The 18,222-nt window shown below is 73.5% G+C and carries 20 protein-coding genes; 13 read left to right on the forward strand and 7 right to left on the reverse strand.

Going from position 1 to position 18,222, the window contains the following annotated elements; genetic code table 11:
* Positions 1-49 precede the first annotated feature (49 nt).
* The 5 genes from BJY14_RS04700 (at position 50) to BJY14_RS04720 (ending at position 4,722) form a co-directional block, all read left to right on the forward strand.
* Positions 50-1,915, forward strand: coding sequence for a hydroxysqualene dehydroxylase (locus tag BJY14_RS04700; protein ID WP_179842474.1), 1,866 nt, complete (start codon positions 50-52; stop codon positions 1,913-1,915).
* Positions 1,916-2,008: 93 nt separating this feature from the next.
* Positions 2,009-3,247: a PucR family transcriptional regulator gene (locus BJY14_RS04705; RefSeq protein WP_179842475.1), complete on the forward strand. Its 1,239-nt coding sequence runs from the start codon at positions 2,009-2,011 to the stop codon at positions 3,245-3,247.
* A 40-nt stretch (positions 3,248-3,287) separates the two neighbouring features.
* The gene (locus BJY14_RS04710) at positions 3,288-3,626 is read left to right on the forward strand and encodes an ArsR/SmtB family transcription factor (protein WP_179842476.1); all 339 of its coding nucleotides are present in this window, start codon (positions 3,288-3,290) and stop codon (positions 3,624-3,626) included.
* Positions 3,623-4,099, forward strand: a complete 477-nt coding sequence (locus tag BJY14_RS04715) for an SRPBCC domain-containing protein (RefSeq protein WP_179842477.1) — start codon at positions 3,623-3,625, stop codon at positions 4,097-4,099. The genes BJY14_RS04710 and BJY14_RS04715 overlap by 4 nt, the downstream gene beginning before the upstream one ends.
* Entirely contained in the window at positions 4,096-4,722 is a 627-nt protein-coding gene (locus BJY14_RS04720; RefSeq protein ID WP_179842478.1) for a dihydrofolate reductase family protein, read from the forward strand. Before BJY14_RS04715 ends, BJY14_RS04720 begins: the two co-directional genes overlap by 4 nt.
* A gap of 78 nt (positions 4,723-4,800) precedes the next feature.
* Here the strand turns inward: BJY14_RS04720 and BJY14_RS04725 are convergent, their stop codons facing one another.
* On the reverse strand, positions 4,801-5,874 hold the full coding sequence (locus BJY14_RS04725) for an L-type lectin family protein (protein WP_179842479.1): 1,074 nt from the start codon (positions 5,872-5,874) through the stop codon (positions 4,801-4,803).
* Between the two features lie 236 nt (positions 5,875-6,110).
* Positions 6,111-6,899, reverse strand: coding sequence for an SAM-dependent methyltransferase (locus BJY14_RS04730; protein WP_179842480.1), 789 nt, complete (start codon positions 6,897-6,899; stop codon positions 6,111-6,113).
* Positions 6,900-7,019: 120 nt separating this feature from the next.
* Between BJY14_RS04730 and BJY14_RS04735 the strand changes: the two genes are divergently transcribed.
* The 4 genes from BJY14_RS04735 to BJY14_RS04750 all read left to right on the forward strand — a co-directional run bounded on the left by BJY14_RS04735 (position 7,020) and on the right by BJY14_RS04750 (position 10,836).
* Positions 7,020-7,505 carry a MarR family winged helix-turn-helix transcriptional regulator gene (locus BJY14_RS04735; RefSeq protein WP_246396511.1) on the forward strand — a complete coding sequence of 162 codons (486 nt, stop codon included), beginning with the start codon at positions 7,020-7,022 and terminating at the stop codon, positions 7,503-7,505.
* A gap of 2 nt (positions 7,506-7,507) precedes the next feature.
* Positions 7,508-8,863 (forward strand): MFS transporter, encoded by a 1,356-nt coding sequence (locus BJY14_RS04740; RefSeq protein WP_179842482.1) that lies wholly within the window; start codon positions 7,508-7,510, stop codon positions 8,861-8,863.
* A 175-nt stretch (positions 8,864-9,038) separates the two neighbouring features.
* Positions 9,039-9,521, forward strand: coding sequence for a cation:proton antiporter regulatory subunit (locus tag BJY14_RS04745; RefSeq protein WP_179842483.1), 483 nt, complete (start codon positions 9,039-9,041; stop codon positions 9,519-9,521).
* A gap of 7 nt (positions 9,522-9,528) precedes the next feature.
* Positions 9,529-10,836 carry a cation:proton antiporter gene (locus tag BJY14_RS04750; RefSeq protein ID WP_179842484.1) on the forward strand — a complete coding sequence of 436 codons (1,308 nt, stop codon included), beginning with the start codon at positions 9,529-9,531 and terminating at the stop codon, positions 10,834-10,836.
* 15 nt (positions 10,837-10,851) lie between these two features.
* Here the strand turns inward: BJY14_RS04750 and BJY14_RS04755 are convergent, their stop codons facing one another.
* Positions 10,852-12,174 carry a cytochrome P450 gene (locus tag BJY14_RS04755; protein WP_312878978.1) on the reverse strand — a complete coding sequence of 441 codons (1,323 nt, stop codon included), beginning with the start codon at positions 12,172-12,174 and terminating at the stop codon, positions 10,852-10,854.
* A 122-nt stretch (positions 12,175-12,296) separates the two neighbouring features.
* Between BJY14_RS04755 and BJY14_RS04760 the strand changes: the two genes are divergently transcribed.
* Complete coding sequence (locus tag BJY14_RS04760; RefSeq protein WP_179842485.1) at positions 12,297-12,950, forward strand: TetR/AcrR family transcriptional regulator; 654 nt, start codon at positions 12,297-12,299, stop codon at positions 12,948-12,950.
* 275 nt (positions 12,951-13,225) lie between these two features.
* Positions 13,226-14,119, forward strand: coding sequence for an RNA polymerase sigma-70 factor (locus tag BJY14_RS04765; protein WP_179842486.1), 894 nt, complete (start codon positions 13,226-13,228; stop codon positions 14,117-14,119).
* 21 nt (positions 14,120-14,140) lie between these two features.
* Here BJY14_RS04765 and BJY14_RS47115 read toward each other — a convergent pair whose 3' ends face one another.
* Together BJY14_RS47115 and BJY14_RS04775 are read right to left on the reverse strand one after the other, a co-directional pair.
* Positions 14,141-14,611 carry a CBS domain-containing protein gene (locus tag BJY14_RS47115; protein WP_179842487.1) on the reverse strand — a complete coding sequence of 157 codons (471 nt, stop codon included), beginning with the start codon at positions 14,609-14,611 and terminating at the stop codon, positions 14,141-14,143.
* A gap of 48 nt (positions 14,612-14,659) precedes the next feature.
* Entirely contained in the window at positions 14,660-14,926 is a 267-nt protein-coding gene (locus BJY14_RS04775) for a histidine kinase (protein WP_179842488.1), read from the reverse strand.
* Between the two features lie 228 nt (positions 14,927-15,154).
* Between BJY14_RS04775 and BJY14_RS04780 the strand changes: the two genes are divergently transcribed.
* Both BJY14_RS04780 and BJY14_RS04785 read left to right on the forward strand, forming a co-directional pair.
* Positions 15,155-16,093 carry a universal stress protein gene (locus BJY14_RS04780; RefSeq protein ID WP_179842489.1) on the forward strand — a complete coding sequence of 313 codons (939 nt, stop codon included), beginning with the start codon at positions 15,155-15,157 and terminating at the stop codon, positions 16,091-16,093.
* An 80-nt stretch (positions 16,094-16,173) separates the two neighbouring features.
* Positions 16,174-16,548 (forward strand): CBS domain-containing protein, encoded by a 375-nt coding sequence (locus tag BJY14_RS04785; RefSeq protein WP_179842490.1) that lies wholly within the window; start codon positions 16,174-16,176, stop codon positions 16,546-16,548.
* Between the two features lie 28 nt (positions 16,549-16,576).
* Here the strand turns inward: BJY14_RS04785 and BJY14_RS04790 are convergent, their stop codons facing one another.
* Positions 16,577-17,467 carry a universal stress protein gene (locus tag BJY14_RS04790; protein ID WP_376769994.1) on the reverse strand — a complete coding sequence of 297 codons (891 nt, stop codon included), beginning with the start codon at positions 17,465-17,467 and terminating at the stop codon, positions 16,577-16,579.
* Positions 17,468-17,503: 36 nt separating this feature from the next.
* Positions 17,504-18,145, reverse strand: a complete 642-nt coding sequence (locus BJY14_RS04795; RefSeq protein ID WP_179842492.1) for a phosphoribosyltransferase — start codon at positions 18,143-18,145, stop codon at positions 17,504-17,506.
* Positions 18,146-18,222: the final 77 nt, after the last annotated feature.

Raw genomic sequence — 18,222 nt, forward strand, 5'->3', positions numbered from 1 at the left:
GCAACCGACATGAGTGTCGGTTAGCACACCACCTCCCAAGGAGTGCGCTGTGGAGGACAAGACTCCATCGCAGAACCCGTCGCCCCAGAGCGAGCCGGAACCGAGCGGGCGGGCGGGCGGCGGCGGGCTGGACCGCCGCCGGTTCGTCACCGGGGCGATCGCGGCGGCCGGGGCGCTCGCCGCCTCCGGCGCCCTCGGCGCCGGGCAGGCCGCGGCGGCCGCGCCCACCGCGCGCCGGGCCGCCCGCACCGGCCGCGCGGCCGCCGGACGCCGGGTAGCGATCTTCGGCGGCGGGATGGGCGGCCTGTCGGCCGCCCACGAGCTGGCCGAGCGCGGCTTCCAGGTGACCGTCTACGAGCGCAAGGCCTGGGGCGGCAAGTGCCGCAGCATGCCCGTCCCGAACACCGCGGGCGGAGGCCGCCAGGACCTGCCCGCCGAGCACGGGTTCCGGTTCTTTCCCGGCTTCTACCAGAACCTCCCCGACACCATGTCCCGGATCCCGCTGCCCGGCGGCGGCAAGGCCTTCGAGAACCTGGTCGCGGGCGACCAGGTCGCCGCCTTCTACAAGGGCACCAAGTTCACCCTTCCCGCGAAGGGCAGCATCATCGGCACGCTGAGCCCGGACTCGCTGCTGGCCTTCCTGCAGACCGCGCTCAACGTGGCCGGCGCCGTCCCGGTGGTGGAGGTCGGCTACTTCCTCCAGAAGATGATCGCGTTCGTCACCAGCGGGCCCAAGCGCCGCTACCAGCAGTGGGAGAACATGAGCTTCTCCCAGTTCGTGCACGCCGAGAAGATGTCCAAGCCCTACAACGAGCTGCTGGTGGAGATGTTCACCGGCACCCTCGTGGCGGCCAAGCCCGACAAGGCCAACGCCCACACCATGGGCCTGATGGCCGAGGCGTGGGTCTACAGCACCCTCGGCCTGGGCGGCTACAAGGCTCCCGACCGGCTGCTGAACGCCCCGACCAACGAGGCGCTCATCGACCCGTGGGTGGCCTACCTCAAGTCGCTCGGCGTGACCTTCCAGTCCGACGCCACGCTCACGCGGCTCGACGTCCAGGACAAGAAGATCAGCGGCGCGGAGATCACCGGCGCCTCCGGCAGCGGCACCGTGGACGCCGACTACTACGTGCTGGCGGTCCCGGTCGAGCGCGCCGTCCCGCTGCTCAACGACCAGATCCTGGCCGCCGACCCGAGCCTGCGGTCGCTGCGCGAGCTGACGACCGACTGGATGAACGGGATCATGATCTACCTGCGGCAGCCGATCAACCTGGCCAAGGGGCACGTCGCCTACGCCGGGCAGCCGTGGGCGCTGACCTCCATCAGCCAGGCCCAGTTCTGGAAGAAGAGGTTCGGCACCACCTACGGCAACGGCGAGGTCAACGAGTGCCTGTCGATCGACCTCTCCGCCTGGGACAAGCCCGGCATCCTCTACGGGAAGGCGGCCAGGGACTGCACCTCCGACCAGATCTTCAAGGAGGTCGTCGCGCAGATCCGCAAGGCTCTCCCCTGGAACGGGATCATCCTCAACGACGCCAACATCCACTCCTACTTCATCGACCCGGCCATCACCGGGAACGGGACCTCGCAGGCCGCCAACGACGAACCACTCCTCATCAACAGGCCCAGTTCCTGGAACCACCGGCCGGAGGCCGCCACCGCCCTGCCCAACTTGTTCCTTGCCTCCGACTACGTCCGCGCCGACATCAACCTGGCGACGATGGAGGGCGCCAACGAGGCCGGGCGGAAGGCCGCCAACGCCATCCTGGACGCCTCCGGCGCCTCCGGCACCCCGGCCAAGCTGTTCAAGCTCTACCAGCCGAACGAGTTCAAGGGCTTCTTCGACGACGACGACCGCCGCTTCGACCGCGGCGAGGCCAACTTCTTCGACCTCTACGACCCGGCCAGGCCGTGATCCGCGAAGTCCCGCCATGAGCCGCCGCCCGCGGCCCGGCCGAGCGCGCCGACCGGCCGGAGCCGCGGGCGGCCTGGGGAGGTGGCGTGGCCGATGACCGCGCCCGAGTCGCCGCCCTTACCCGGACGGCCCCTGGACGAGCACGCGGTCAGGAGCCTGCGCGAGAGCGTCCCGCACATCGCCGCCACCGCCGCGGACGCCGCGCGCACCCGGATTCCGGGCTACCGGTGGGCCCGCCGGACGGCCGACCGCGATCTTCTGCGCGGGGCGATCGCCCTCGCGCTCAGCGGTTTCCTCGATCCCTCCGCGGACTGGTCCGGCGAGCCGCGGCCGGCGGTCCTGGAGGCCTTCCGGGACCTGGGCGAGGCCGAGGCCGCCGAGGGCCGCGCCCCCGACGACCTGCAGGCGGCCCTCACCGTCGCGACCGGCGTCGCCGCCGAGCACCTCACCCGGCAGGCCCTGCGGCGCGGGCTGGCGCTCACTCCGCGGCACGGCGGGACGGCCGTACAGAAGGGCCTCGCCTACACCGACCGGCTCCGGCGGGCCGCGGCTGCCGGCCATCTGTCGGCCACGGCGCGCGGCGCCGCCCAGGGCGGGCCGGAGCAACGGCGCCTGATCGACCTGATCCTGAGTCCGCACTGCGAGATCCGGGCCCTGCGCGAGGCCGCCGCCCGTGCGAGCCGGCCCCTCCCGCGGACCGTCGCCGTCATCGCCGTCGACGGTCGCCGCCGGGACGCCGCACCGCCGCGCTTCCTGCCGGAGGACGTTCTGAACGGGCTCCACCTGAAGGTGCCCTGCCTGGTGTTCCCCGACCCCGAGGGACCCGGTCGCCGCGCCGCCCTGGAGGCGATGCTGGGCGACCAACCGGCCGTCGTCGGCCCCGCGGTCGCCGTCACCCGCGCAGCCCTCTCCCTGCGTCTGGCCCGGCGCGGTCTCGACCTGCTCCCGCCCGCCATGCTCGCCGCCGGCACTCCCGTGCACGTGAGCGAGCACATCCCCGCGCTCCTGCTCGTCCAGAACCACGATCTGGCCCAACGCCTCGTCGACCGCAAGCTGGCGCCGTTACGCCGGCTGCGCCCGGCCCAGCAGGACCGGCTGGCGAAGACGCTGCTCGCCTACTTCGAATGCGGCTTCAACGCCAGCACCACCGCCGCCCGCCTGCACACCCATCCCCAGACGGTCCGCAACCGCCTTCGCCTGCTCGAACCTCTCTTCGGCCCCGAGCTCTACGCCCCCGCCAGCGCCCTCGACTACCTCATGGCCCTGCACGCCTGGCAACTCCTCACCGACCGGCCGGAAGGCGGCGCCTGGAAGAGACCGCCGAATACTTAGCCATTGCGCTAACCATGACGCTCGGGTAATACTTAGCTTTATGGCACAGTATTCGCCGGAGCTGGACGGCGTGTTCGTCGCCCTCGCCGACCCGACCCGGCGCGCCGTCGTCCGGCGCCTCGGGCTCGGGCCGACGAGCGTCGGCGACCTCGCCCGCGAGTTCCCCATGACCCTCCCCTCGTTCATGAAGCACGTGCGGACCCTGGAGTCGAACGGGCTCATCCGCACCCTCAAGTCCGGTCGGGTGCGCACCTGCGTGCTCAACCGCGAAAGGCTCGATCTCGTCGACGACTGGCTCGCCGAGCAACGCCGGATCTGGGAGGGGCGCACCGACCGCCTCGAACAGTTCGTCACCGACCCGAAGGAAGAAGGCCGATGAACCCCGATCTCGACCTCGGCCTGGAGCGGATCATCCGCGCTCCCCGCGCGACCGTGTGGCGGGCCTGGACCGATCCATCCCAGCTCGAACAGTGGTGGGTCCCGGCCCCGTCCCGCTGCCGGGTGGACCATCTGGACACGCGGCCCGGCGGAGCCTTCGTCACGCGGCTGAGCGACGACGGGGCCCACTTCGGCCCGCACATGGACGCGTGCTTTCTCGCCGTCGAGGAGCCCCACCGGATCGTGTTCACCAACGCGATCGACAGCACGTGGCGTCCCGCGCACCCCGCACCGGTCGCGATGACCGCCACGATCACGATGGACGACCATCCGGAGGGCACGGCCTACCGGCTGGTCGTCCAGCACCGCGACCCCGAGGCCCGCGCCCGCCACAGCGAACTCGGCTTCGCCGACGGCTGGACGACGGTCGCCGGCCAGCTGGCCGCCTTCGCGGAGAGGATCACCGCACGATGAAGATCACCCTCACCGAGTTCGTCACGCTCGACGGAGTCAGCCAGGGCCCGGGCTCGCCGGACGAGGACACCACGGACGGTTTCACCCGCGGCGGCTGGCTCGTGCCCCACATGGACGCGACGTTCGTCCGGCGCGCCTCCGAGTGGCTCGACCTCGCCGACGGCCTGCTCCTCGGCCGGCGCACCTACGAGGCGTTCGCGCGCGACTGGCCGAAGATCACCGATCCGGCCGACCCCTTCACCGGACGGATGAACGCGCTGCCGAAATACGTGGTTTCCGACACCCTCACCGAGGGGACCTGGCACCCCACCACCGTGCTCGCGGGCGATCCGGTCCAGACGGTCGCCGGCCTCAAGGCGCGGCCCGGCCGGGAACTCCAGATCCACGGCAGTTCCCACCTGGGGGACTCGCTGCTGTCGGCGGGCCTGATCGACGCGCTCCGCCTCGTGGTCGCGCCCGTCGTGGTGCGAAGCGGCCGGCGCCTTCTGGACGCGCAGGGCGCCCCGAACGGGCTGCGCCTCGTCCGCCACGAGGCCACCCCGGCGGGCGTGCTGCTCCTCGAATACGAGACGACCGGCCGAGCACCTCAAGGCCAGTACGAGGGAGTCGCGGCGTTCACCTAGTACGGGAGAAGGACGATCCACGGGCCGCGGCTCGACGGGCTCCGAGTGAGTCCGTCGAGCCGCGGTCCTCCGTCCGGGTCAGCTGCGCTGGGAGCGCACCGCGACCCGGCGGATGAGCTGAACGTCGGTGAGCGGTCCCGTGGACGCGGCGAAGCCGAACTTGACGGTGTTCGGGACGGGCCTGGGGGCGGCGAACCTCAGCACCCGCTTGAAGCCGCCGCCGTCCCGGAAGTCGATGTCGACCGTCGCCACCGGGTTCGGTCCAGGCGACACCGCCACGCGGACGACCCGCTTCACCGGTTCCAGCAGCCTTTCGGCCCGGCTCGGCGTCACGTCGGCGGGCATCGTCTTCAGGTCGCCGTGGAGGCGCCCGGGAAGGGACGACCGCCAGGGGCCCCTGGTCGTCTTGTTCTTGGTGGTCGCGCCGAGCAGGCAGTATCCGGTGGCGCCGTTCCCGGGCCCGCGCGCGGTCACGACGTTGGGGCCGGGGGCGGGCGGGCGGAACGCCGTCCCGGCCGGGGAACGCCGCTCGCAGCCGTTCCCGCGCCCTTCCCCGTCGCCGAAGTAGTCGCCGAGCACATCGAGCCCGATGCCGAGGTACCCGCCGTCGACTCCGGGAATGAATTGCCCGCCGGCCCGGCCGCCCGGCAGTTTCTGGGCGTAGCCGAGGCTTCCGCCGAATGCGCCCGGCGTATTGAGGCTCCTGGCGCCGTCGGTCAGGAAGAACGAGATCCCGTCGGCCGGGGCGCGCGTGGTGTTGCCGTACTGCCATTGTTCGAAGGTGACCTCCAGGCCGCCCCGCGTGGGGATCGGCGAGTCGAACAGCGCGGCGCCGGTCTCCTCGAAGTGGGCGTCGGTGAGCTGGAGGTATCCGCGCGAGGCGGCGTTGCCCGGCGGCACGGGGCCGACCGGGTCCCGGCGGCAGCCCCCGAGCGGGTGGTTCGTGGCCTCCGCAGCCGCGCTCGCCCGCGCCGCGCCCGTCAGGCAGGCCGCCCCGTACCCGATGAAGCGCGCGTCCGCGGTGGCTCTGGTGAACGATTCCTGGACCAGCACCGATCCCGGACGCCGGTCGGCCGCCGACGCGTGCCCGAATGACGCGACGGCCGCGACGACACCGACCGCCGCCGTGATGCAAGCTCCCCGATGCCTCATGCCGTTTCTCCCCACGGAGGTCCGAAGCGATCTTCCTTCCGCGTTCATCTGAACACACGATCACGTCGAGACCCCCGGATTGCCGGTATCGCGGCAATACATGAAGTCATTCTTTACCGGAATGCATGGCATCCCATGAGATGGCCGAGCTTTCACCACGAAAGCAGCGAACGGGGGTACCACCGAATACGCGGCGGCCATTTCGGAGCGGGCGGAGTCGCCTCATCCCAGGCGGGTCAGGGCTTGCGGGCCAGCCCTCCCGAGCAGGACACCTCGGGGACGTCCTCCTGGCCGGGGTCGGGCCGCCATCGCGTCACCGGTACGACACCTGGCTCCAGCAGTTCCAGGGCCTCGAAGTAACCGGCGATCTGCTCCTGCGTGCGGGGAATGTAGGGGACGGCGCCGCTGGCGGAGTTGTAGGTCCGGATGGCCTCGGTGTAGGCGGGGTCGGCGTCGGTGCCGTCATAGACGGCCAGGTAGCTGCCGGACGGCAGGGCCGCCATGAGCCGGCCGACGATCGAACGGGCCTGGTCGTAGTCGCCCACCAGCCCCAGGATGCCCATGAGCATGAGCGCGACGGGCTCGTCGTAGTCGAGGGTGCGGGCGGCTTCGGCGAGGATGGCGCCGGGGTCGCGGACGTCGGCCTCGATGTAGTCGGTGGCGCCTTCGGGCGTGCTGGTCAGCAGCTTCCGGGCGTGCGTCAGCACCAGCGGGTCGTTGTCGACGTAGACGATGCGGGAGGCCGGCGCCAGCCGCTGGGCGATCTCGTGGGTGTTGTCCATGGTGGGCAGCCCGGTCCCGATGTCCAGGAACTGGCGGACGCCCGCCTCGCCCGCCAGGTGCCGCACCACCCGCCGCAGCATCCGCCGGGACTGCCGGGCCATGGCGACCATGCCGGGAAAGACGGCGAAGATCCCCTCTCCGGCCTGGCGGTCGACGGGGTAGTTGTCGGTTCCGCCCAGCAGGAAGTTCCAGATGCGAGCCGAATGCGGCACGGTCGTGTCGATCTCGGGTTGTGAGCTCATCGCGGACGGCCCCCGGGGTCTCGGATTCCTTGCCGGCTCTATTACCCATCTGCGCCCCGCTGAGCGCCGCCGGGCGGGCGGGGTATGCATGAGCGCTGTTATATTAGCGCTGTGACATCTATGGACCCGACCGCGACGCCGGGACGTTGGCATGCGCTGCACACCCTGCTGGCGGGCCTGGACGCCCAGATCGAATCCCTGTACGCCGACCGGGGCGTCCGAGGGGTCCGCCCCCGCTTCGCCTACCCCCTGATCCGGCTCGCGCATACCGGCCCGCTGACGATCCGCGAACTGGCCGCCTCGCTGGACCGCTCCCACTCCGCGATGAGCCAGACGATCGCGACGATGCGCCATGAGGGGCTGGTCACCACCGAGCCCGGCACGGACGCCCGCACACGGCGCGTCACCCTGACCGACCGCGGCCGCGCCCTCGTCCCGTTCCTCGAGGCCGAGTGGCGCGCGACCGAGGCGGCGGTCGCCGAGCTCGACGACGAGGTGCCGCACCCGCTCAGCGCCGTCGTCACCGAACTGGAGCGCGCGCTGGCCCGGCGGCCGATGAAGGACCGGATCCTCTCCCACCTCGACGCGCCCCCGGCCGGGCCGTAGCCGTGGCCTTGCGCGAGAGGCTCGTGGACGTCCGCCCGCTGCGCGGGAGCAGGCCGTTCCGCGCCCTGTGGGCCGGGTCGGTGCTCGCCTCGATCGGGCAGCGGATCGCCGTCGTCGCCGTCCTGCAGCAGGTCTGGGAACTGACCCGCAGCCCGCTGTGGACCGGGGCCATCGGCCTGGCCACGGGCGTCCCGCTGCTCGTCCTCGGGCTGGTCGGCGGATCGCTGGCCGACGCCGTCGACCGCAGGAGCCTCGTCCGCGCCGCCACCGGCGGCCAGGCCCTGGCGGCCCTCGGCCTCATGGTCCAGGCCGCCGCCGGGAACCGGTCGGTGACGCTCCTGCTGGCCCTGGTCGCCGCCGGGGCCGGCTGCTCGGCGCTCGGGGCACCGGCCCGGCGCACCTTCCCCACCCGGCTGCTGCCCGCGGACCAGGTCGCCGCCGGGCTCGCCCTGCAGAACGTCGCGTTCCAGGCGTCCATGCTGGTCGGCCCCGCCGCCGCCGGGCTCGTGCTCGCCCGGTGGCACTACCCCGCCGCGTACGCGATCCAGGCCCTGACCACCGTCGCCTCGATGATCGCCGTGATCCGGCTGCCCGCGATGCCCGCCCCGGGCCGCGGCGATCGGCACCCGGCGGGGCGCGAGCGTCGCGGGCCGCCGCCGGGAGGGTGGCTCATCGCCTTCCGGCATCCGATCCTGTGGGGTTCGTTCGGCGTCGACCTCGCCGCCACCGTCCTGGCCATGCCCATCGCGCTCTTCCCCATGGTCAACGAACTCCGGTTCGGCGGCGATCCCCGGACGCTGGGGCTGTTCCTGTCCGCGGTCGCGGTCGGCGGGCTCGGCGCCGGGCTGTTCTCGGGAACGGTCACCCGCCTGCGCCGCGGCGGCCTGGCCCAGCTCGCCGCCGCCACGGTCTGGGGCCTGGCCCTCGCCGGTTTCGGCCTGGCGGAGCCCCTGTGGCTCGCGCTGTCCTGCCTGGCGGCGGCCGGCGCGGCCGACACCATGGCCGTGATCACCCGCGGCGCCCTGATCCAGGTGGAGACCCCCGACCACTTCCGGGGACGGGTCTCCTCGATCGAGCACGTCATCGGCGTGGCCGGCCCCGAGATCGGCAACTTCCGCGGGGGCCTCCTCGCGTCCCTCACCTCCGCGCCGCCGGCCCTCGTGACGGGCGGACTGGTGGCGGCGGCCGCGGTCGTCGCCGTCGGTCTCGCGAATCCTCCCCTGCGCCGACACCGGACGACGCACGGGCACGGGGACGCGCGCCCCTCCGCCGCACCGGACCCGGAGCCGGCCGATCCCCGCCGTCTGGTCGCCGCGGACCGCCCCGAGACCCCGGGCGGGGACCGCGATGGGGTCTGAGAGCACCCTGGGCTGCGCCCTCACCGGCGAGTTTCGCCTAGGGTCATGTCCGGTTGGGTCTGAAAACATGTCCAAAACCTCATGGGCGGCGATCAAGGACGGCCAGAGGGCGGTACGCGCGTGCCGGGCATGCTTCGGGCGGCCACGGAGATCACGGAGAAGGCGGGAGAGGGTCATGGACGTCGAGCGGACTTCGCTGCCGGGCATCGGGCTGCGGCACGTGTTCACCACGGGGCGGGGCCGGCAGATCGGCGTGGTGTCGCACCGCACGGGCCGCCGGGATCTGGTGATCTACGACAAGGACGATCCCGACACCTGCGTGGTGTCGGTGGCGCTGGCGGCCGAGGAGGCCAACGCCGTGGCCGAACTGCTCGGCACCGGCCGGGTGGTGGAACGGCTGGCCGAGCTGAACCGGCAGGTCGAGGGGCTGGTGACCGAGCAGATCCTGCTGACGGCCGCCTCGCCGTACGCGGGCCGCCGGCTGGGCGACACCCGGGCCCGCACCCGCGCCGGCGCCTCGATCGTGGCGGTGGTCCGCGACGGCGAGGTCATCGCCAGCCCGCGTCCGGACTTCGAGTTCCGCGCCGAGGACGTCGTGGTGGTGGTCGGCACCGACGAGGGCACCGCCGCCGTCGCGACCATCCTGCACGGCGGGTGAGAGGACCATGCACGCTGCGACACAACTGATAGAGCTCGGGGCGATCGTCCTGGCGCTGGGCCTGCTGGGCGCGGTGGCGGTCCGCTTCTCCATCTCCCCCATCCCGCTGTACCTGGTGGCGGGGCTGGCCTTCGGCTCGGGGGGCATCCTGCCGCTCGGCGCCAGCGAGGAGTTCGTCTCGCTCGGCGCCGAGGTCGGCGTGATCCTGCTCCTGTTCACCCTCGGGCTGGAGTACACCGCGGGGGAACTGGTCGGGACGCTGCGCACCTCGGCCCCGGCGGGACTGGCCGACCTGGTGCTCAACGCCGCTCCCGGGGTGGCGGTGGCGCTGATCCTGGACTGGGGGCCGGTGGCCGCGGTGGCGCTCGGCGGCATCACCTACGTCACCTCGTCCGGGATCACCGCCAAGGTCATGGGGGACCTCGGCTGGCTGGGCAACCGGGAGACCCCGGCGGTGCTGTCCATCCTGGTGTTCGAGGACCTGGCGATGGCCGCCTACCTGCCGATCCTGACCGCGCTCCTGGCCGGGGCGTCGCTGGTCGCCGGGGCGACCACGCTCGGCATCGCCGCCGCCACCATCACGGTGATCCTCTACGTCGCGCTGCGGCACGGCCGGCTGGTGGAGCGGTTCGTGACCAGCCCCACCGACGAGGTGCTGCTGCTGAAGGTGCTGGGGCTGACCCTGCTGGTCGCCGGGCTGGCCCAGCAGCTGCAGGTGTCGGCGGCGGTCGGGGCGTTCCTGGTCGGCATCGCCCTGTCGGGACCGCTCGCCCACACCGCCCGGGAGCTGCTGGCTCCGCTGCGGGACCTGTTCGCCGCGGTGTTCTTCGTGTTCTTCGGCCTGCACACCGACCCCGGCCAGCTGCCCCCCGTGCTGGGTGTGGCCGCGCTGCTCGCCGTGGCCGGGATCGCCACCAAGCTCACCTCGGGCTGGGTGGCCGCCCGCCGAGCGGGCGTGGCCGCCCGCGGGCGCCTGCGCGCCGGAGCGGCACTGGTCCCGCGCGGAGAGTTCAACATCGTCATCGCCGGGCTGGCCGTGTCCGACGGCGTCAACCCCCGGCTCGGGCCGCTGGCCGCCGCCTACGTGCTGATGCTGGCCATCGCCGGGCCGCTGATCGCGCGTGGCGTCGAACCCTTCATCCGCTGGCGCGGCATCCGGCCCTCGCGCACCCGGCCGGGCGCGGCACGGGACGAGCACGCCGTCCCCCGGCCCGCCGACGGCGTGGCCGACGACCGGGTCGACGGGCAGGAGGACGTGGAAGACGTGGAAGACGTGGAGGCCGTGGACCGTCCACCGGCGCCCGGCCGGCACTGACCCCGGGCCGGCCTCTCAGCGCCCGGGCCGCGGAGGGGTGAAGGTGCAGGGCAGGCGCTTGTAGCCGTTGATGAAGCCGGACACGAGCCGGTCGGGTTCCCCGGCGGCGATGTCGGGCAGGCGCGTGAACAGCTCGCGGAACATCACCGTGATCTCCCGCCGCGCCAGGTTGGCGCCCAGGCAGAAGTGCGGCCCGGGGCCGCCGAAGCCGACGTGCGGGTTCGGCGAGCGCGTGATGTCGAAGCGGTCGGGGTCGGCGAAGACCGCCTCGTCGCGGTTGGCGGACCAGTAGAACAGCGTCACCCGGTCGCCCTCGCGGAAGGTGTGGCCGTTCATCTCGTGGTCGCGGGTGAGGTTGCGCCGCATGAAGATGACCGGGCTGCTGAAGCGCACGATCTCCTCGACGGCGCCGGCGATGCGCCCGTCGAAGTCGGCCAGCAGCAGCTCGCGCTGGTCGGGGTGCTCGGTGAACAGCTTGAGGCCGTGCGCGATCGCGTTGCGGGTCGTCTCGTTCCCGGCCACCACCAGCAGCAGGAAGAACGTGGCGAACTCGCGGGGGGTCAGCCGTTCGCCGTCGACGTTGGCGTTCACCAGCGCCGAGGTCAGGTCGCCGGTGGGAGCGGCCCGGCGCTCCCGTCCGAGCCGGGCCGCCAGCCGGTGCAGCCGCCACCCCGCCGACGCCACCGTGCCCAGCATGCGCAGCGTGCCGAGCCGGCCCAGCTTCGGGACGCCGTCCCTGTACTCGACGGTGGCGCCCACGTACTCGGGGTCGCTGTAGCCGACGATGATGTTGGTGAGCTCGACCACCCGCCGGTGGTGCCGGGCGGGGATGCCCAGCATGTCGCAGATGACCTCGACCGGCAGCCGCGCGGCCGCCCCGGACACGAAGTCGCCGCCGCCGGCCTCGACCAGCTCGTCCACGATCCGGGCGGCCCGCCGCGCGATGTCGTCCTCGGCCTTGGCGAGCATCTTGGGGCTGAACGCCCGGGAGACGATCCGGCGGATCTTGGCGTGCCGCGGATCGTCCATGTCGATCATCGAGTTGAAGTAGCCGTCCATCCAGCGCGGCATGTCGGCCGGGCTGGTGGCGCTGGGCTCGCTGCTGAACACCTCCGGATGGCGGCTGGCCTCCGTCACGTCGGCGTGGTGGACCAGCGCCCAGGACCCGGGGCTCTGCCCGAGGAAGGGGAGCTTGGGCAGGGTGAAGAACACCGGACCCGGCTGGGCGCGCAGCAGCGCGAAGGCCCGCGCCCGCTCCTCCAGCGGCCGGGCCCAGAACCGCAGATCGCTCAGGTCGATGTCCGCCAGCTCCGGCTGCGGGGGGATCTCCGTGGCCACCGGGCCTCACGCTCCCGTCTCGTCGCGACCCAGATTTCTGGTGAACCAATACACCAGAAATATCTGGTGTGTACCGTCTCCAGATTTGCGGGGGAAGTCAAGGGATGCGGCACAATCGGGTGGTGACGTCCCAGGCCCCCGGCGCGCGCCCCTACCGCGGCGTGCCCGCCGACCAGCGCCGGGCCCGCCGCCGCGCCGCGCTGCTGGCGGCCGGGCTGGAACTGCTGGGCACCCAGGGGTGGGCCGCCACGACCGTCCGGAAGGTGTGCGCCGAGGCCGGGCTGAACGACCGCTACTTCTACGAGAGCTTCCCGGACCGCGACGCCCTGCTCCTGGCGATCGTCGACGAGCAGGTGGCCCGGGGCACCGACGTGATCCTGTCCGCCGCCCGGCGGGCGCCGCGCCACCCGCAGGCCCGCACGCGCGCCGTGGTGACCGCCGTGTTCGACTTCCTGACCACGGACCCGCGCCGCGCCCACATCCTCACCCACGCCTTCCCCTCCTCCCCCCTGCTCCAGCGGCGGCGGATCGAGATCATCCGGACCATGGCGGCGATCTTCACCGTCCAGACCCACGAGACGCTCGACCAGGTCCTGCTGCCCGACGTGGACGTGGAACTGACCGGCCTGACCCTCACGGCCGGCCTCTGGGAGCTGTTCACCACCTGGTTCCGCGGAGACCTGGACGTCGATCGCGACCACCTGATCGACTACACCGTCGCGCTGATGCTGAGCACCATCGAGCTGGCGGCGCCCCTCCACCACCGCCTCCACTGACGACCGCACCGCCCGCCCCACCGCCGCCGCCCGGCACGCAGGGGAGGTGTACCGCTCGCGGGGCATGCGCCACGCGCGTCCCGCCGCGCGCCGGGCGTCCGGTTCCGGAACACCCGTCCGCTGAGGCGGCCGCACGGCGCACTGTGACGCAGCACACTCGCGCCGGTGTTACGGACGTTCCGCCCGCGGTGTCCTGTGGACGTCGGCGCCCTTCCCGAAGCGAACCGACCGGCCCGCCGGCCGGGGGCGCCGAGCGCGCGGGAAAGGATGGACCCATGAGCGACAACGCCGCCGACCCTGCGACCGAGGCCTTCGTCGCCCACCGCAACCTGCTCTTCACCGTCGCCTACGAGATGCTCGGCTCCGCGGCCGACGCCGAGGACGTCCTCCAGGAGACATGGTTGCGGTGGGTCAAGGTCGACCTGGAGCAGGTGCGCGACCGGCGCGCCTACCTGGTCCGCATCACGACCAGGCAGGCGCTCAACCGGTTGCGCACGATGACGCGCCGCAGGGAGTCCTACGTCGGTCCCTGGCTGCCCGAGCCGCTGCTCACCTCGCCGGACGTGGCGGAGGACGTAGAACTCGCCGAGAGCATGTCCATGGCGCTGATGCTCGTCCTGGAGACGCTGGGGCCGACCGAACGCGCCGTCTTCGTGCTGCGCGAGGTCTTCGCCGTCGGCTACGAGGAGATCGCGGCGGCGGTCGGCAAGAGCCCCGCGGCCGTCCGCCAGATCGCCCATCGCGCCCGCCGGCACGTCGACGCCCGCCGTCCCCGCGAGGCGGTCTCGCAGAGCGAGACCCGGGCGGTCCTGGAGTCGTTCCGGCGCGCGCTCGACACCGGGGACCTCCAGGGGCTGCTCGACGTCCTCGCCCCCGACGTCGTGATGGTGGGGGACGGCGGCGGCCTCAAGCAGGCGGCGCTGCGGCCGGTCACCGGCGCCGAGAAGGTGGCCCGCTACATCATCGGCGGCACCGGCAGGGTGCCGAGCACGGTCACCGCCGACCAGACCGTCGTCAACGGCAACCCGGCGCTCGTCATGCGGCTGGACGGCGAACTCGACGGCGTTCTGGCGGTCCGCGTGGAGGGCGCCCGCATCACCGGCCTCTACTACGTCCGCAATCCCGAGAAGCTGACCCGCGTCGAGTCCGAGACCCCGCTCACGCGGTGAACCGCCGGAGGCGCCGGCGGCTCAGCCCGCCGGCGGGCCGGGCAGGAGCCGGTCGAGGAGGTGCGCGACGGTGATGACGCCGATCATCGGCGCGTCGGTGCGGTCGGCCTCGCCGCTGACCGCGACGACGGGGCTGCGGTCGGCCGCCATGACGCTGGCGATCTCCATGACGGTGGCGTCGGCGTCGACGACGGGCAGTGCCTTCTGCCCCTCGACGAGCAGATCGGCGACGCTCTTCTCCCCGAGCCTGGCGCACAGCATGTCGGCGTGGCGCTCGTCGTAGACCCGGGCCAGGGCGGGGTCGTCCCGGACGTGCGGCGGGATGATCGACCGCAGCAGCTGCGAACCCGGGACCACCGCGACGGGCCGGCCGCCGGGGCCGACGACGATCAGACCGGCGAGGCGGTGCTCGGCCACCAGCCGGGCCGCGTCCAGCGCACTGCTGTCCGGGGTGACGGTCGGGTACTCGACGGCGAGGTCTCGTGCGCGCACGGCTCCAACGTAGCCGCCGACGTCGCGGGCCCGCGCGGCGGGACGGGTTCAGCGGTCGGCGGTGTCCCTGTCCCGGGCGGCGGCGTGGAGGTCGAAGACGGCGCGGCGCAGATCGTCGATGGCGTCGTCCAGTCCGGTGAGGGCCGCACGGACGCCCTGGCAGGCATGGGGGTCCTGGATGCGGGCCAGGGCGCAGTGCAGTTCGAGGCCGATGCCGAACAGCCGGCGGGTGATCTGGTCGGCCAGATCGTGGGCGACGCGCCGCGCGTCAGGCGATCCGCATGCATGCCCGGGCGCAGGTGACGGATAGGTCATCCCTCTGCCCTCTGGACGGGGAGCGAACGGTACACGCAGGAGCATTCCCCCGACCGCGCCCCGAACCACGCCTGCGAGGTACTGGTTTGCGGGCATTTTGTTGATTCTGTCCGCAATCGTGAGTCCGGTTCCAGGGCCGAAGGTCCCTCGAACCCGGGACAGCGGCCCCTGCCTGCGCCTTTTCGCCCGGGGGAAGGCTGGACACACCGACAGGGGGAGGGATCGGCCATGAACGATCACGAGAGGACGGGCACCGTCCTGGTCGGGTACGACGGGTCGCCCGTCGCGGACGAGGCGCTCCGCTGGGGGGTGCGGGAGGCCCTGTTCCGCCACCTGCCCCTCACGGTCTGCCATGCCTGGCACTGGCCCTATCCACTGCGCCAGCCGGACAAGGACACGCTGGAGGTCCTGCGCGGCGCGGGCGCGATCGTGGCGGACGAGGGCGTGCGCAAGGCCCACGGCCTCGCCGAGGGCCTGGACGTCCGCTGGCGCCTGGAGCGGGGGTGGGCTTCGGCCGTGCTGCTGGAGGCGTCGCGCGAGGCCTCCCTGGTCGTGCTCGGCTCGCGGGGGCACGGCGGCTTCGAGGCCCTGACGGTCGGCTCGACCGCGGTCCAGGTCGCGTCCCACGCCGACCGCCCGGTCATCGTCGTCCGGCCCGACCTGCCCGCCGCCCCAAAGGGCCGCGAGCGGCTGGTGGTGGGCGTGGACGGCTCGACGGGCGGCGAGTCGGCCGTCGGCTTCGCCTTCGAGGAGGCCGCGCTGCGCGGCGCCTCGGTGACGGCCGTGTGCAGCTGGTGGGACCCGGCCGCGTTCCGCGGACCGGACCGCGTCCCCTTCAGCGATCCCCAGGTGATCAGGCGCGAGGCGATGGCGCGCTTCGAGGAGGACGTCGCGCCCTGGCGGAGCCGGTACCCGCAGGTGCCGCTGGAGACCGAGTTCGTGGTCGACACTCCGCGGGAGGCACTGGCCGGCGCCGCCCGCGGCGCGGCGCTGCTGGTGGTGGGCGCGCGCGGAATCGGCTCGGGGCCCCAGACGCTGCTCGGCCCGGTGACCCAGGCCGCGCTGCAGGAGGCGCCCTGTCCGGTGGCGGTGGTGCCCGCCGAAGGAGCCGGGCGGCGGAGGGCCGCCGAGACCGCGGGCGCCTCGGCGCGCGGCGGAACGGGCTGAGGGAGGCGTCCGGACGCCCGTCCGGGCCGCCGGAGCGACCGATCCGTCCGAGCGGGCGGTCCATCCAACGGGGAGGGAACATGCGGGTCAGCAACGTGTACCGGCCGACGGTCTTCACCTGCCGGGCGGACGAGCCGCTCGGCGACGTCGCGCGGCAGATGATCGAGAGGGAGGTCGGCGCGCTGGCGGTGCTCGACGGCGAGCGGGTCACCGGGATCATCACCGAGCGCGATCTGGCCGGGGCCCTCGCCTCCTCGGCCGACGCGGCCTCGCAGGAGGCGGCGGGCTACGCCTCGGCGCGGGTGGAGACCGCCGCGCTGGACGAGGACGCGCGGGACGTCGCCCGCCGGATGCTGGAGGCGGGCATCCGCCACCTGCCGGTGGACGACCACGGGCGGCTGGTGGGGATGGTCTCGATGCGCGACCTGCTGGCGCTGGAGACCTGGGCGGCCTGAGCTCCGCGGACCGGCGGGCGGGCGGCCGTCAGGCGGGCCGGGCGATGAGCACCGGGCAGCCGCACCGGTGGATGACCGTATAGGTCACCGACCCGAGCGGCATGAGGGGATCCCTGTGGTCGTGGGGCCCGACCACGACCAGCTGCGCGCCGGCCGACACCCGGGGCAGGGCCTTGCGGGCGCTGTCGTTGACGACCTCGGCCGTCACCGGGACATCGGGGAACCGCGTCCGCCAGCCGGCCAGCGCCTCCTCGATCCGCCGCTCCTCCGCCCGCCGGTGGCGCCGCAGGAGCGCGGCGAGTTCCGCGGAGTGCACCGGGTCCGGGACCTGGAAGAACCGGAAGGCGTGCACGACCCGCAGCGGCGCCTGCCACAGCGAGGCCTCCCGGAAGGCCTCGGCCAGCACCGCCCCCGCGGACGTCCCGTCCAGACCGGCGACGATCTCGGGGCGGCCGGTCGTCGGCTCGCGCACGGCCGACGCGAGCGCCACCGTGACCGGGGAGTGGGCCGCGACCTTGAAGGCCACGGAGCCGAGCATGAGGCCGGCGAGGCCGCCGCTCCCCCGGGTGCCGACGACGACCATCCCGGCGTCCCGCGCCCGCGCGACCAGGGCGCTCGCCGCGTCGCCCTCGACCAGTTCGCCCGTCGCCTCGACGCCTTCCACGCGGCGGCGCACCCGCTGCTCGGCGCGGTCCAGCAAGCGCCGCGCCTCGTCCCGCTCGGGCCCGTTCCCGCGCCCGGCACGAGGCTCCGGAAGGGCGTGCAGGAGCCGGAGGGCGACCCGCCGGACCCCGGCCTCGCCGGCCGCCCAGTCCAGCGCCCGGGTGCCGGCCTCCGACCCGTCCACCCCCACCAAGATCGGACCATCCACCGAAATCCCCCCAACCGCAGGTCCGTGCCGCGCGCCCCCGAGGACCACCGCCCCTACGAGATGCTGCCCCGATCCGCCCCGGGCTCACGCGGTGTGCTGGGACGCCCGTTCGAGCAGCCTGGCGGCCTCCACCTCGGAGACCGGTGCGAAGTCCAGGTAGAAGTCGCTCGCGGTGACGAAGAACGTCGGCGAGAGCGGGCACACCACCTCGTCGGCGACGGTCCACAGATGGTCGATGGTGGCGGGCGGCGCCGCGGCCACGGCGAAGACGACCCGCCCGGCGCCCTGGGCCCGGGCGTCACGGCACGCGACCTCGGCCGCGAGGCGGCCTGCCGCTCCGTCGTCGACGACGATGACGTCGCGGCCCGTCGGCGGGAGGCTCGGTCGCCGCCCGCGCAGCCGGAGCCCGAGGGCCCGCGCCTCGACGCGGGCGTCCCGCTCCAGCTCCCGGATCCGCGTCTCCCCGGCCCCCGACCGCCGGACGGCCTCCTCGTCCAGGACCCGTGCCGGGCCCTCCGCGACCGCGCCCACCAGGACGCCGGGAGGCCCCGGGACGACGAGTTCGCGCACGACGAGCGCGTCCAGCGCGCAACCGAGCCGCGCGGCGGTCTCGGCCGCCACCGGGACGCCGCCCCCGTGAAGGCCGAGGACCCGGACGCCACCACCCGTGTACCGCCGCAGGTTGGCGACGAGCTGCCGCCCCGCGTCCTGCCGATCGGAGTACATCGCCCCACCTCGTTCGCCTGCGCTTCACCCACCAGCATTCGATGGGGGCGTCGGTGGTTCCAGTGCGCATCGGCCCT

The organism is Actinomadura luteofluorescens (assembly GCF_013409365.1).
Classification (GTDB): Bacteria; Actinomycetota; Actinomycetes; order Streptosporangiales; family Streptosporangiaceae; genus Spirillospora; species Spirillospora luteofluorescens.

Bases quoted from the DNA above. Each gene is read 5' to 3' on its own strand.
- BJY14_RS04785 (WP_179842490.1), top strand. From the start codon at position 16,174: ATGCGGGTCAGCAACGTGTACCGGCCGACGGTCTTCACCTGCCGGGCG.
- BJY14_RS04745 (WP_179842483.1), top strand. From the start codon at position 9,039: ATGGACGTCGAGCGGACTTCGCTGCCGGGCATCGGGCTGCGGCACGTG.
- BJY14_RS04750 (WP_179842484.1), top strand. From the start codon at position 9,529: ATGCACGCTGCGACACAACTGATAGAGCTCGGGGCGATCGTCCTGGCG.
- BJY14_RS04720 (WP_179842478.1), top strand. From the start codon at position 4,096: ATGAAGATCACCCTCACCGAGTTCGTCACGCTCGACGGAGTCAGCCAG.
- BJY14_RS04725 (WP_179842479.1), bottom strand. From the start codon at position 5,874: ATGAGGCATCGGGGAGCTTGCATCACGGCGGCGGTCGGTGTCGTCGCG.
- BJY14_RS04715 (WP_179842477.1), top strand. From the start codon at position 3,623: ATGAACCCCGATCTCGACCTCGGCCTGGAGCGGATCATCCGCGCTCCC.
- BJY14_RS04765 (WP_179842486.1), top strand. From the start codon at position 13,226: ATGAGCGACAACGCCGCCGACCCTGCGACCGAGGCCTTCGTCGCCCAC.
- BJY14_RS04705 (WP_179842475.1), top strand. From the start codon at position 2,009: ATGACCGCGCCCGAGTCGCCGCCCTTACCCGGACGGCCCCTGGACGAG.
- BJY14_RS04730 (WP_179842480.1), bottom strand. From the start codon at position 6,899: ATGAGCTCACAACCCGAGATCGACACGACCGTGCCGCATTCGGCTCGC.
- BJY14_RS04710 (WP_179842476.1), top strand. From the start codon at position 3,288: ATGGCACAGTATTCGCCGGAGCTGGACGGCGTGTTCGTCGCCCTCGCC.
- BJY14_RS04795 (WP_179842492.1), bottom strand. From the start codon at position 18,145: ATGTACTCCGATCGGCAGGACGCGGGGCGGCAGCTCGTCGCCAACCTG.
- BJY14_RS04735 (WP_246396511.1), top strand. From the start codon at position 7,020: ATGGACCCGACCGCGACGCCGGGACGTTGGCATGCGCTGCACACCCTG.
- BJY14_RS04775 (WP_179842488.1), bottom strand. From the start codon at position 14,926: ATGACCTATCCGTCACCTGCGCCCGGGCATGCATGCGGATCGCCTGAC.
- BJY14_RS04780 (WP_179842489.1), top strand. From the start codon at position 15,155: ATGAACGATCACGAGAGGACGGGCACCGTCCTGGTCGGGTACGACGGG.